At 66.8% G+C, this 12,068-nt stretch carries 11 protein-coding genes; 3 read left to right on the forward strand and 8 right to left on the reverse strand.

The window, feature by feature from the left end; translation table 11 throughout:
• Positions 1-121 precede the first annotated feature (121 nt).
• Together AC1VV3_RS06685 and AC1VV3_RS06690 are read left to right on the forward strand one after the other, a co-directional pair.
• Positions 122-1,051, forward strand: a complete 930-nt coding sequence (locus AC1VV3_RS06685) for a UDP-2,3-diacylglucosamine diphosphatase (RefSeq protein WP_134095273.1) — start codon at positions 122-124, stop codon at positions 1,049-1,051.
• On the forward strand, positions 1,048-2,118 hold the full coding sequence (locus AC1VV3_RS06690; protein ID WP_314464663.1) for a glycosyltransferase family 4 protein: 1,071 nt from the start codon (positions 1,048-1,050) through the stop codon (positions 2,116-2,118). The genes AC1VV3_RS06685 and AC1VV3_RS06690 overlap by 4 nt, the downstream gene beginning before the upstream one ends.
• A gap of 63 nt (positions 2,119-2,181) precedes the next feature.
• Here AC1VV3_RS06690 and AC1VV3_RS06695 read toward each other — a convergent pair whose 3' ends face one another.
• From AC1VV3_RS06695 to AC1VV3_RS06730, 8 genes are all read right to left on the reverse strand, one after another.
• Entirely contained in the window at positions 2,182-2,994 is an 813-nt protein-coding gene (locus AC1VV3_RS06695) for an IclR family transcriptional regulator (protein ID WP_431568353.1), read from the reverse strand.
• An 8-nt stretch (positions 2,995-3,002) separates the two neighbouring features.
• Positions 3,003-4,022: an LLM class flavin-dependent oxidoreductase gene (locus AC1VV3_RS06700; RefSeq protein WP_431568352.1), complete on the reverse strand. Its 1,020-nt coding sequence runs from the start codon at positions 4,020-4,022 to the stop codon at positions 3,003-3,005.
• Between the two features lie 278 nt (positions 4,023-4,300).
• Positions 4,301-4,987, reverse strand: a complete 687-nt coding sequence (phoB, locus tag AC1VV3_RS06705; protein ID WP_086490131.1) for a phosphate regulon transcriptional regulator PhoB — start codon at positions 4,985-4,987, stop codon at positions 4,301-4,303.
• Positions 4,984-5,679, reverse strand: coding sequence for a phosphate signaling complex protein PhoU (gene phoU, locus AC1VV3_RS06710; protein WP_132265229.1), 696 nt, complete (start codon positions 5,677-5,679; stop codon positions 4,984-4,986). Before phoU ends, phoB begins: the two co-directional genes overlap by 4 nt.
• A 128-nt stretch (positions 5,680-5,807) precedes the next feature.
• Positions 5,808-6,569: a phosphate ABC transporter ATP-binding protein PstB gene (gene pstB, locus AC1VV3_RS06715; RefSeq protein ID WP_132265227.1), complete on the reverse strand. Its 762-nt coding sequence runs from the start codon at positions 6,567-6,569 to the stop codon at positions 5,808-5,810.
• A gap of 4 nt (positions 6,570-6,573) precedes the next feature.
• Positions 6,574-7,506: a phosphate ABC transporter permease PstA gene (gene pstA, locus AC1VV3_RS06720; protein WP_132265225.1), complete on the reverse strand. Its 933-nt coding sequence runs from the start codon at positions 7,504-7,506 to the stop codon at positions 6,574-6,576.
• A complete protein-coding gene (pstC, locus tag AC1VV3_RS06725; protein ID WP_132265224.1) occupies positions 7,499-8,872 on the reverse strand; it encodes a phosphate ABC transporter permease subunit PstC in 1,374 nt (457 codons plus the stop codon). Before pstC ends, pstA begins: the two co-directional genes overlap by 8 nt.
• Positions 8,873-8,909: 37 nt before the next feature.
• Positions 8,910-9,953, reverse strand: coding sequence for a substrate-binding domain-containing protein (locus tag AC1VV3_RS06730; RefSeq protein WP_132265222.1), 1,044 nt, complete (start codon positions 9,951-9,953; stop codon positions 8,910-8,912).
• Positions 9,954-10,546: 593 nt separating this feature from the next.
• On the opposite strand from AC1VV3_RS06730, the gene AC1VV3_RS06735 reads away from it, so the two are divergent.
• Entirely contained in the window at positions 10,547-12,013 is a 1,467-nt protein-coding gene (locus AC1VV3_RS06735; protein ID WP_482962064.1) for an OprO/OprP family phosphate-selective porin, read from the forward strand.
• Positions 12,014-12,068 lie beyond the last annotated feature (55 nt).

Here is a 12,068-nt window from a genome sequence, read left to right on the forward strand (position 1 = left end):
ATCGAGCAGCGAAAACATCGCGCCGGCCCCTTCGGCACCTGTCACGGAAGTGACCCGCAACCGTCACGGGCGCGCAACGGGAAAATGCCATTATCCGGGCAACTGGAACGGGGGCGCAACGATGCGGAAAGACGTGGACACCCTTCTCGAACACGCCACTGCCGGAAATGGCGGAAACAATACGGGCTTTGCCGGAACGAACATCCCGGCCTGGCTCGACTTGCCGGATCCCAAGGGCTTCCGCCCCAAGCGCAAGTACGAGACCATCTGGATCTCGGACGTGCACCTGGGCACGCGCGGCTGCAATGCCGAGATGCTGGTGGACTTCCTGCGCTCGGTGGAATGCAAGACGCTCTACCTCGTCGGCGACATCGTCGATGGCTGGCGGCTGCGCAAGGGCTGGTACTGGCCCGACGCCCATAACGAAGTGATCCGCCGCATCCTCAAGATGGCGCATCGCGGCACCCGCGTGGTCTTCGTCGCGGGCAACCACGACGAAATGCTGCGCGACTATGCCGGGCTCACTTTCGGCGGCGTGGAACTGGTGCTGGAAGCGGTGCACGAAACGCTCGACGGCCGCCGCCTGCTGGTCACGCATGGCGACGCCTTCGACGGCGTGGTGCTCTATGCCAAGTGGCTCGCCTTCCTGGGCGACAAGGCCTACGGCGCGCTGCTTCGGGCCAACATCATCTTCAACGCGGTGCGCCGCAAGCTGAAGATGCCGTACTGGTCGCTCTCGGCCTACATGAAGAAAAAGGTCAAGAACGCCGTCCAATACGTCTGCAGCTACGAGGAAGCGGTCGCTGGCGAGGCGATTTCGCGCGGGTTCGACGGCGTGGTCTGCGGCCATATCCACTGCGCGGAAATCCGCCAGTTCGGCGGCATCACTTACTATAACGACGGCGATTGGGTGGAAAGCTGCACCGCGCTGGTCGAGGATCTTCAGGGCCACATCGCGATCATCGACTGGATTGCGGAAACCGGCGGCCACACCGCGGAAGGCGTCGAGGCGATCCACCACGAAGCCGCCCATCACGAGGCCGCCGAGTGAAGCTGACCCTGGCGACCGACGCCTGGCTTCCCCAAGTCAACGGCGTCGTCCGCTCGCTTTCGGCCACGCTCGACGAGCTGACCCGGCGCGGCCATGAGGTGGAAACGCTCACGCCGGACCGCTTCTTTACCGTACCGATGCCGGGTTATGCCTCGATCCGGCTGGCCATGGCACCGCGCTTCGGGGTGCGCCGCATGCTCGACAAGGCGCAGCCGGAGATCGTCCATATCGCCACGGAAGGTCCGATCGGCTGGGCGGCGCGCGGCTGGTGCCTTTCGCGCGGGGTGCCGTTCACTTCAGCATTCCATACGCGCTTTCCCGAGTATGCCGCCGTGCGCACCGGCCTCAGCGCCGAGCGTTTCTGGCCGATCATGCAGCGCTTCCACGCGCCCAGCCAGGCCGTGCTCGTCTCTACCGACAGCCTGGCGGAGGAACTGGCGGGGCGCGGCATCGGCCATACCCGCCGCTGGAGCCGCGGCATCGACCAGGCGCAGTTCAAGCCCGAAGGCGCGCGGCACCCGGCCATGGCCGCCCTGCCCGGCCCGGTGCTGCTGAACGTCGGCCGCGTGGCCCCGGAAAAGAACCTCGACGCCTTCCTCGACGCCGATGTGCCGGGCAGCAAGGTCGTGGTGGGTGATGGCCCCGCGCTCGAAAGCCTGAAGCGCCGGCATCCCGACGTGCTGTTCCTCGGCGCATTGTCCGGCGAGGAACTGGCAAGCGCCTATCGCGCCGCCGATTGCTTCGTGTTCCCCAGCCTTACCGATACGTTCGGTCTCGTCGTCATCGAGGCGCTGGCCTGCGGCACCCCGGTTGCCGCCTTCCCGGTGACGGGTCCGGTCGACATCCTCGGCCGCGACGGCTGCGGCGTCGACGAGGGGCTGGAAGCACCGGCCGGCGCCGTGGACACCGTGCTGGAACGCGCCATAGCAACCGCACTGACAGTGCGCCGCGAAGATGCCGCCCGGCTGGGCGCGCGCTTCTCCTGGCAGCGCGCGACCGACCAGTTCCTCACGACCATCCAGGGCGCGCTGGAAGCCTCGGAACGCCCGACCCGCGCCGCGGCCTGACAGCGCGACAGTTCCGGGAAGACCGCCTTCCCCGGCGAATCCGCTTCGGCCCGGACGGCCCGTTCAGCGAAACCCCAGGCTGCGCGATATGTCGACAGCTTCCTTGCGCACGCGCACGGCGAGGTCTTCCAGCCTGTGCTGCGCGCGCGGCGTGGGCGCTGCGACCACCAGTGCGCCCAGCACCAGCCCGGCGGCATCGCGGATGGCGGCCGCAGTGCCGGTCACCCCTTCCGCCGCCTGGTCGACCGTCTGGGCCACGCCCTGATCGCGGGCCGTCGCCACCGCCTCGCCCAGAGCCAGCGGGTCGACCAGCGTAGCCGGCGTGAAAGCCTCCGCTTCGAAGCGGCGCAAGTAGCTCTCCACCGCTTCCGGCGAGCATGTCGCCAGCAGCGCGCGGCCCCCGGCCGTGGCGTAGAGCGGCCGCCGGTCGCCCACGCTGACCGAATAGCGCACCACATTGCGGCTTTCGATCATGTCCACATAAGTCAGCTGGTCGCCTTGGACGTCGCCGACGGCGAACAGCACGGTCTCCCCGGTTTCCGCGCAAAGGCGGCGCATGCCGTCGCGAATCAGGTCCGAGCTTTGCAGGCGCCGCCGCGCCTCGGTGAGCGCGCTGCCCAGCCCGAAGGCGCCGGGGCCAAGCCGCCAGGAGCCTTCGGCCGCGATCACGAAATCCTCGTCGGCCAGCCCGCGCAGCAGCGCTGCCAGGCTGCTTTTCGGCGTGGCGAGGCGGCGGCTGAGGTCGGCCAGCGAAACCGGCTCGCTGCTGGCGCAGAGCGCCTCCAGCAGCCGGACCACGCGCGTGACCGACTGGGGAGAAGCAGCGCGCGCCGCGCTTTCGGGAACTGCTGCGTCCTGATGCGTAACCGTGTTCAAGCCTGCCCTCACCGAAATGCCGGGATCACTTCATCCGCGAAGGTCCGGGCATAGGCAAGGAAGCGCTCGGCCGGAAGCCCGGGCGGCATCATCATGGTGAAATGCTCGACCGGCGCCTTGGCCCGTATCGCCCGGAAGCGCTCCACCGCTTCGGCCGGGGTGAGGATCTGCAGCGCGCCGCTGCGCTTGAAGGTATCGAGGTCCATCGGCTTCATCACCGCATCCTCGGCGCTGCCCCCGATACCGAGGGCCCTGTCCTCGGCCATCCAGGCCGCGTAGCTATTGCTCACATGGTGGTAATAGGGCGCCAGTTCCTCCATCGCCGCGGCCTTGTCATGCGCGACGACGAGCATCAGTTCCTGCAGCCAGATCCTGGCCTCCGCCGGATCCTTGCCCTGCTCTTCCAGCTTGGCGCGGTACAGCGGCCAGATATCGGGGTTGCCGAAATAGCCATCGCCATAGCGGGCCACCCGTTCCACGGCCTTGGGCGCGAAACCGCCGATGTAGAGCGGCACTTGCCCGCGGCTGGACAGCGCCGCCACGCGGGCCCCCTCCAGCCGGAAATGACGGCCTTCGAAATCCACCGTCTCGCCGGCCCAGAGCCGGCGCACCACTTGCAGGAATTCGTCGAAGCGCGCGCCGCGCCGGGTGAAGTCCAGGCCGTGCGCCGCATATTCCCGGGCGCGGTAGCCGATCGCCAGTCCCATCGCCAACCGCCCGCCGGAGAGCGTGTCGAGCACCGCGCAGTCTTCGGCAAAGCGCAGCGGCTCGTAGAGCGGGCCGAGCGCGATGCCGCCGCCGATCCGCATCCGCCTGGTGCGCGCCGCTATGGCCCCGAGCACGACGAGCGGCGAGGTCATGTAACCGTCTTCGGCCAGGTGATGCTCGGGCACCCAGGCGCCATCGAAACCGAGTGCTTCGGTCTCGGCAATGACGTCCAGCGTATCGGCGTAGAGCGCCTCGGGCGCGCGGCGCCAGGGCGCCGGATTGCGGAAGTCGTATAAGTAGCCGAAGCCTAGCTCGCCCATCGCGTCCTGTCCCGTCCGTTCCGGGCACAAGCCTAGCGAGGGGCGGCGCAGCGGCAAGGCGCGGGGGCGATGAGTCCGCAGGCCGCGCGCGGTTTATGGGGAGCAGCTTATCGGCTCGGGCCAAGTCCGCCCATCACCGAAGACCGCCTCCCGATTGCTCGCGGACGCAGATGCCCCGGCATTTTCCGCGGTGATCCGCGAAGCCGCCCGCCCTGGCAGGAACGGCGGGACCAGGCGGCGGGCAGAGCGGCTGTCGATGGCCGCCCTGCCCCGCCCGATCAGGTCACGTCCATCGCGTAGCCGGCGGCGCGGACGGTGCGGATGGGATCGGTGTCGCCATCGCGGTTGATCGCCTTGCGCAGGCGGCGGATGTGGACGTCCACGGTGCGCTCGTCGATGTCGGAATCCATGCCCCAGACGCCGTCGAGGATCTGCTGGCGCGAGACCACCCGGTTCGGACGCTCCATGAAGTAGCGCAGCAGGCGGAACTCGGTGGGGCCAAGGTGCAGCGCCTCGCCCGAGCGGCGGACGCGGTGGCTGGTGGCGTCCAGCTCGATATCGCCCCACTGGAGCACGTTGCCGGCCAGCGAGGGCCGCGCGCGGCGCAGCAGTGCCTCGATGCGGGCAAGCAGTTCGCGCGGGGAGAACGGCTTGGTGACGTAATCGTCAGCGCCGGTCTTGAGGCCGCGGATGCGGTCCTCTTCCTCGCCGCGGGCGGTCAGCATCAGGATCGGGATCTGCGCCGTGTCCTTGTCCTTGCGGAGCTGGCGGCAGACTTCGATGCCCGGAACGTGCTCGATCATCCAGTCGAGGATGATGGCGTCAGGCGCCTGTTCCTGCACCATCAGCAGCGCTTCCTCGCCATCGCTGGTGCTGCGCACCTGATAGCCTTCGGCGCTGAGGTTCCAGGTGAGCAGTTCGCAGAGCGCGCGGTCGTCTTCGACGACGAGAACGGAGGGGTTCACGGCAGGTCCCTTGTATCGTCGGTCTGGCTGTCGCGCTCGGCGTGGTATTCGCCAGTCGCGGCATAGTAGACCATTTCGGCGACGTTGGTCGCGTGATCGCCGATGCGTTCGAGGTTGCGGGCGATGAAGAGAAGCTGCGCGGCGCTGGAGATCGTCGCCGGGTTCTCCATCATGTGAGTCAGCAGCGAGCGGAACAGCGTGTTGTAGAACTGGTCCAGCTTCTCGTCGCGGCGGATCACTTCCTGCGCCAGCGCGGCATCGCGCGAGCCATAGGCATTGAGCACGTCGCGGACCATGCCCTCGGCGATCTCGGCCATCATCGGCACGAGTTCGAGCGGCTCGATCTTGCCGCGGTTTTCCAGCGCATTGACGCGCTTGGCGATGTTCTTGGCATAATCGCCGATGCGCTCGATCACGCCCGAGATCTTCAGCGCGGCGATCACGTCGCGCAGATCGTCGGCCATGGGTGCGCGCAGGGCGATCGTGCGGACGGCCAGGCGGTCCACTTCGGCCTCCAGCGCATCGAGGCGGGCGTCGGCGGCAACGACTTGCGCGGCCAGTTCCTCGTCATGATGCGACAGCGCGATGATGGCGTCGCGGATGGCGACTTCGGCGAGGCCGCCCATCTCGGCGACCAGGCCGCGAAGCTGCCCGATCTCGCTGTCGAAGGCCTTGACTGTATGATCGACCATTTGGTGTCTTCCCTGAGTGTCCCTGACTTATAGCACCGGCTTCGCAGTCTGTTCGGAAAATGCCCGCTGGGCCTTTTCGTCCCGGCGCCGGCCGCGAAACGCGCCTTGCGGCGAATTTCGAACCGACCTCAGCCGTAGCGGCCGGTGATGTAGTCCTTGGTCTTTTCCTCGCGCGGGGTGGTGAATATCTGGCTGGTGTCGCCGTATTCCACCAGGTTGCCCAAGTGGAAGAACGCGGTGCGCTGCGACACGCGGGCCGCCTGCTGCATCGAGTGCGTGACGATGACGATGGCGTAAGTGTCTTTCAGCTCGTCGATCAGTTCCTCGATACGCGCGGTGGCGATCGGATCGAGCGCGGAGCACGGCTCGTCCATCAGGATGACTTCGGGGCTGACGGCGATGGCGCGCGCGATGCAGAGGCGCTGCTGCTGGCCGCCGGAAAGGGCGGTGCCGGCATCATGCAGGCGGTCCTTCACCTCGTCCCACAGGCCGGCCTTGGTCAGGGCGTTCTCGATGATCCCGTCCATGTCCGCCTTCGACGGCGCCAGGCCGTGGATGCGCGGACCGTAAGCGACATTCTCGTAGATCGACTTGGGGAACGGGTTCGGCTTCTGGAACACCATGCCCACGCGGGCGCGCAGGGCAACGGGGTCCATCGCGGCGGCATAGATATCCTCGCCGTCGAGCAGGATCTCACCGGTGACGCGGGCGTCGGCGATGGTGTCGTTCATGCGGTTGAGCGAACGCAGGAAGGTCGACTTGCCGCAGCCCGAAGGCCCGATGAAGGCAGTGACGAGCCCGTTGTCGATTTCGATCGAGACGTCGTTGATGGCCTTCTTGGGGCCATAGAAGACGTCGACGTTGCGGGCGGTGAGTTTGGCTTTTGTCATGTCCCTACCAGCGGACTTCGAACTTGTTTCGAAGGTAAATGGCCAGACCGTTCATCGCCAGCAGGAAGATCAGCAGGACGATGATGGCCGCGGATGTGTTCTGGACGAAACCGGATTTGATCTCGTCAGACCACAGGAAGATCTGCATCGGCAGCACGCTGGAGGGATCGGTGATCCCGCCCGGCGGCGTCACGACGAAGGCGCGCATGCCGATCATCAGCAGCGGCGCCGTCTCGCCCAGGGCGCGGGCCATGCCGATGATCGTGCCGGTGAGGATGCCGGGCAGCGCGAGCGGCAGGACGTGGTGGAACACGGTCTGCATCTTGCTGGCGCCGATCGCGAGGGCCGCGTCGCGGATCGAGGGCGGAACCGCCTTGATCGCGTTGCGGCCGGAAATGACGATGACCGGCATCGTCATCAGCGCCAGGGTCAGGCCGCCGACCAGCGGCGAACTGCGCGGCATGCCCAGGGTGTTGATGAACACCGCCAGGCCGAGCAGGCCGAAGATGATCGAGGGCACGGCCGCCAGGTTGTTGATCGACACTTCGATCCATTCGATCCACCGGCTGCGCGGGGCGAATTCCTCGAGGTAGATCGCCGCCAGCACGCCCATCGGGAACGAGAGCAGCAAAGTGACGAGCATCGTCAGCAGCGAGCCCTTGGCCGCGCCCCAGACGCCGGCGATGTCGGGATCGGTCGAGTCGGAGCCGGACAGGAAATTCCAGTCGAGACCGCCGAGGCCGTTCTTCAGCATGATCACCAGCAGCAGCGCCAGGAAGGCGAGGCTGAGGGCGATCGCGCCGAGGCCGATCAGCTTGAAGCGGCGTTCGGCGGCGTTGCGACGGGCGATCCGCCGCTTGGCCTCCGGCGTTTGCCACCGCGCGTTGCCGAGGGGCTCGATGCCCGAGCGCGCGTTACTGAGACCTGCGTTACTCATAAGCTTCCCGGAAGCGCTTCACGACGCGGAGCGCGATGATGTTGAGGATCAGCGTGACGATGAACAGCACCAGGCCCAGCGCGAAGGCGGAGAGCGTCTTGGGGCTGTTGAACTCCTGGTCGCCGGTCAGCATCTGGACGATCTGATAGGTGACCGTGGTCATCGAATCGAAGGGGTTCAGCGAGAGCCGCGCGGCGGCGCCCGCGGCCATGACCACGATCATGGTCTCGCCGATGGCGCGGCTGACCGCCAGCATCACGCCGGCGACGATGCCGGGCAGCGCGGCGGGGAGCAGCACCTTCTTGATGGTCTCGGACCGGGTGGCGCCCATCGCCAGCGAACCGTCGCTCATGGCGCGGGGCACGGCGGCGAGCGCATCGTCGGCCATCGAGGAAACGAAGGGGATGATCATCACCCCCATCACCACGCCGGCCGCCAGCGCGCTCTCGGTCGAGGGGTTGGCCATGCCGAGCGAACCCGCGAAGTCGCGGAAGATCGGCGCCACCGTCAGCGCGGCGAAGTAGCCGTAGACCACGGTGGGAATGCCGGCCAGGATCTCGAGCATGGGCTTGAGCCACTTGCGCACGGTGCTGGAAGCATATTGCGTGAGGTAGACCGCGCTCATCAGGCCGAGCGGGATCGCCACGATCATGGCGATGATCGCGCCGATGTAGATCGTGCCCCAGAACAGCGGCACCGCACCGAAGCTGTCGGCAAGGTTATCGCTGCGCGCATTGCCCGGCGACCAGTGGATGCCGGTGAGGAAATCGATCGGCGAGACGTCGCGGAAGAACAGTCCGGCCTCGAACAGCAGCGAGCCGACAATGCCGAACGTGGTGAGGATCGCCATCAGCGAGGCGATCAGCAGCAGCGCCAGAATGCCGCGCTCCACCTGGGTGCGCGCCGGGAAGTTCGCCCGGATGCGGGTGAAGGCCCAGCCGCCGCCGGCCAGGGCGACGATCGCCACCAGGAGCGCGCCGATCAGGCCGAAGCGCGAATGGGCGTCGCGCACGGGCACGGACATCGCGTTCGACAGCGGGTTGAACGCCACCGTGTCGGGATTGTCGGCAATGGCCTTGGCTTCGGCGAGGATCGCCGCGCGGCTCATCGGGTCTGCGGGAAGCTGGGCTGCCGCGGGGTCGGCCATGACCGCCCCGTCGACAAGACCCGGCATGATCGCCTGCCACGCGCCCCAGGCGATCAGCGCCGGGACGACGATCCACAGGGCGACGTGCCATGCGTGATAGCCGGGCATCGAATGCATCGTGCCGCGGCCGGTATGGAGCAGCCGGGCCCGGCCCCGTGCGGCAAACCAGCCAACGAGACCGAGGCCGAGGACGGCCAGAAGTACTCCGGTAAGAATCATGTATGGCCGCCCTTCGCGTCCCTGCCCGCTAAGGGGATTACTTCAGAACCGAGGGATCGAGCGGAGTCATCTTGGCGACGATGTCGGCGCTCTTGGCGCGAACGTCGTCAGGCGAGATCACCATGCCCTTGGCCTTCAGGGCACCATCGGGACCCCAGGACTTGGCCCACTCGGCCACGTAGCCCTGCAGGCCCTTGATCGGGGCGAGGTGCTGCTTCTTCACGTAGATGTAGAGCGGACGCGCGCCGGGGTACGAGAAGTCGGAGATCGAGGCGTAAGTCGGCACGATGCCGGACATCGGGATGCCCTTGATGGTGCCCGCGTTCTCTTCGAGGAAGGAGAAGCCGAAGATGCCGATCGCCTTGGGATTCTGCGAGATCTTCTGGACGATCAGGTTGTCGTTCTCGCCGGCGTCGACATAGGGGCCATCCTCGCGGATGTCGTGGCAGGTCGCCTCGTACTTGTCCTTGTCGCTGTCCTTCAGCGCGGCGGTGGCGGCATCGGTCTTGCAGCCCGCCTCAAGGATCAGTTCCTTGAGCGCATCGCGCGTGCCCGAGGTCGACGGCGGGCCGTAGACGAGGATCGGTTCGGCCGGAAGCGAGGGGTTCACGTCCTTCCAGGTCTTGGCGGTGTTCGGCTTGCCGAAGGGATTGGCCGCCAGCGCCTTGTAGATGTCGGCAGGCGTCAGCTTCATGTTCGGGCCGCTCTTGCCTTCTGCAAAGGCGATGCCGTCGATGCCAACCTGGATCTCGACGATCTCGGTCACGCCGTTCTTGACGCATTCGTCGTATTCCGACTTCTTCATGCGGCGCGAGGCGTCTTCGATGTCAGGGTGCTGGGCGCCGACGCCGGCGCAGAACAGCTTCATGCCCGCACCGGTGCCGGTCGATTCGATGACCGGCGACTTGCCGCCGGCCTTGGCGAACTGCTCGGCCACGGCGGTGGCGAAAGGATAGACGGTGGAGGAACCCACGGCCCGCACGAAATCGCGCGAGCCCGCAGTCGAGCCGCCCGATCCGCCGCAGGCGCTCAGAGCCAGGACGGAGGCAGCGGCGAAGATGATGGTCTTGGTCGAACGCATGGTTTTAACCCCTTGGGCTTTCATTCTCCGACGCCCCTATTGGGGTAGGATGACACTTCCATGACAATGAAGTGACATAACTCGCCAAGTCACGCAAATCCGGGCGGTTCGCTGCTCCATACCTCTTTCGGACGAGCTTGGCCAAACCCCATTTGCGCCCAGGTCCCTCCTGTCGGGCCTGGCCATGCCGCCCGACCGGGTAATGTCATGAAAGCGTCCGCGGATGGCCCCACCTTCCCGCTTCATGGAGTCGCGTTGCGACCCGGCGCCCTCCATGCGCGGTGTGTCGGGATTGTTTCCCGGCCATGTCGATGAGAAACTTTGCCGCGACTCGGATCGCTCCGGCGCCGCCCCTGCGGATGCCGGCCGTTTCGGGGACTGGCTTGCGCCTGTCTCGATTCGGACTTGCGGAATTCACCGGGTCAGGGGGCTTGGGCACACTAACCTGTAACGGGCGGTCGAATCGCCCGGACGAAGCGCTGATACTGATCGTCATATTCGTCACATTCACCGTCACATTAGTCATCAAACTGTCATTGAACGGCAATAATCGGCCTCGTCGCGCCCGGCACATCGGTGCAGCGCTTAGGAGAATGCCTGATATGCGTCTCATCATGGCCAGCGCGACCGCGGTCGCCGTCGTTCTTTCCGCACCGGGCGCCCATGCCCAGGCCATCTCGGCGCAGGAGGCCGAGGAACTGCGGGCGCAGATCCGCACGATGAAGGCGCAGATGGAAGCCATGGAAGCGCGGCTCAACGCCGCCGCGCCCGGCGGCGGCGCCCCCCATGCAGCCACCGACGCAGCCACCGATGCCGGATCCCCCGCCGGTCCAGGATCGCAGCCGGCCCCTGCCGCGGCGCTCGCTGCCGGAACTGCAGGATCCGCCGGCGCGGCCAAGGCTAAGGACGACACCGCCATCGAGTGGAAGGGCAGCCCCCAGTTCGCCAAGGGCGACAACCTCTTCAAGGTCAAGGGCCGCATCCAGGCGGACGCCAACTACGTGGGCGCGCCGAAGGGCCTCCACGACAAGGGCCTCGGCTTTTCGAGCGAGATGCGCCGCATCCGCCTCGGCGCGGAAGGCGCCATCGGCGCGGGCTTCGACTACAAGCTGGAACTCGAACTTTCCGACAACGCCGTCGACCTCGTCGACACATATGTCGGCTACCACACCGGCCCCTGGCAGATCCGGCTGGGCAACCAGAACTCGTTCCAGTCGCTGGACGAACTGACCGGCGACACCAGCGGCAGCGTGATGGAACGCGCCGCCTTCACCGACGCCTTCAACTTCGAGCGCCGCCTGGGCATGGCGTTCCAGTACAACAAGGGCCCCTGGCTGGCGCAGGCGGGCGTCTTCACTGACGATATCGGCGCACTCTCCAACAGCAACGACGGCGAGAACGGCGGCGACGAGAACAACAGCTTCGGCCTCGACGGGCGCCTGGCGTTTTCGCCCAAGGTGGGTGACTTCCAGCTCCACTTCGGCGGCTCGGCCCACTGGCGCCGGCTCGGGCGCCTGGCGGACAGCGACACGCGCTACCGCCAGCGGCCCTATGTGCATTCCACCAATACCCGCCTGATCGGCACCCCGGCGATGAACGTCTCGGAAGAAGATCACTACGGACTGGAATTCGCCGCGATCAGGGGCCGCTGGCATGCGGCGGCCGAATATCACGTGCTCACCGCCGACCGCCTCGACGCCTCCACCGTCACTTTCCAGGGCGCTTATGCCGAGACCGGCATCTTCCTTACCAAGGGCGACCACCGGGGCTTCAAGGAAGGCATCTTCCGCGTCGAGAAGCCTGCCCACCCGCTGGGCCAGGACGGCTTCGGCTCGGTCCTGCTCACGGTGCGCTACGACTGGCTGGACCTCAACGACCGCGACATTCGCGGCGGCACCCAGAACGGCTATATCGCCGCGCTCGTCTGGGAGCCGATCCAGAACCTGCGCTTCAACGTGAACTACGCGCTCCTGGCCTATACCGGCGCCACGCCCACCACTTCGGGCAAGACCGACTACGACGCACAAGTCGTGGGCACGCGGTTCGAACTGGACTTCTAGGGGCCGAACTTGCCTGGCCTGGCCAGCCGGTCAGCCAGCCCGACGACCAGCCGGC

It is taken from the genome of Novosphingobium sp. BL-S-34 (assembly GCF_056857015.1).

What these genes read in the sequence shown, in the direction of transcription:
- pstC (WP_132265224.1), bottom strand. Translation starts at nt 8,872, where the DNA reads ATGATTCTTACCGGAGTACTTCTGGCCGTCCTCGGCCTCGGTCTCGTT.
- phoU (WP_132265229.1), bottom strand. Translation starts at nt 5,679, where the DNA reads ATGGTCGATCATACAGTCAAGGCCTTCGACAGCGAGATCGGGCAGCTT.
- AC1VV3_RS06685 (WP_134095273.1), top strand. Translation starts at nt 122, where the DNA reads ATGCGGAAAGACGTGGACACCCTTCTCGAACACGCCACTGCCGGAAAT.
- AC1VV3_RS06700 (WP_431568352.1), bottom strand. Translation starts at nt 4,022, where the DNA reads ATGGGCGAGCTAGGCTTCGGCTACTTATACGACTTCCGCAATCCGGCG.
- pstA (WP_132265225.1), bottom strand. Translation starts at nt 7,506, where the DNA reads ATGAGTAACGCAGGTCTCAGTAACGCGCGCTCGGGCATCGAGCCCCTC.
- pstB (WP_132265227.1), bottom strand. Translation starts at nt 6,569, where the DNA reads ATGACAAAAGCCAAACTCACCGCCCGCAACGTCGACGTCTTCTATGGC.
- AC1VV3_RS06730 (WP_132265222.1), bottom strand. Translation starts at nt 9,953, where the DNA reads ATGCGTTCGACCAAGACCATCATCTTCGCCGCTGCCTCCGTCCTGGCT.
- AC1VV3_RS06735 (WP_482962064.1), top strand. Translation starts at nt 10,547, where the DNA reads ATGCCTGATATGCGTCTCATCATGGCCAGCGCGACCGCGGTCGCCGTC.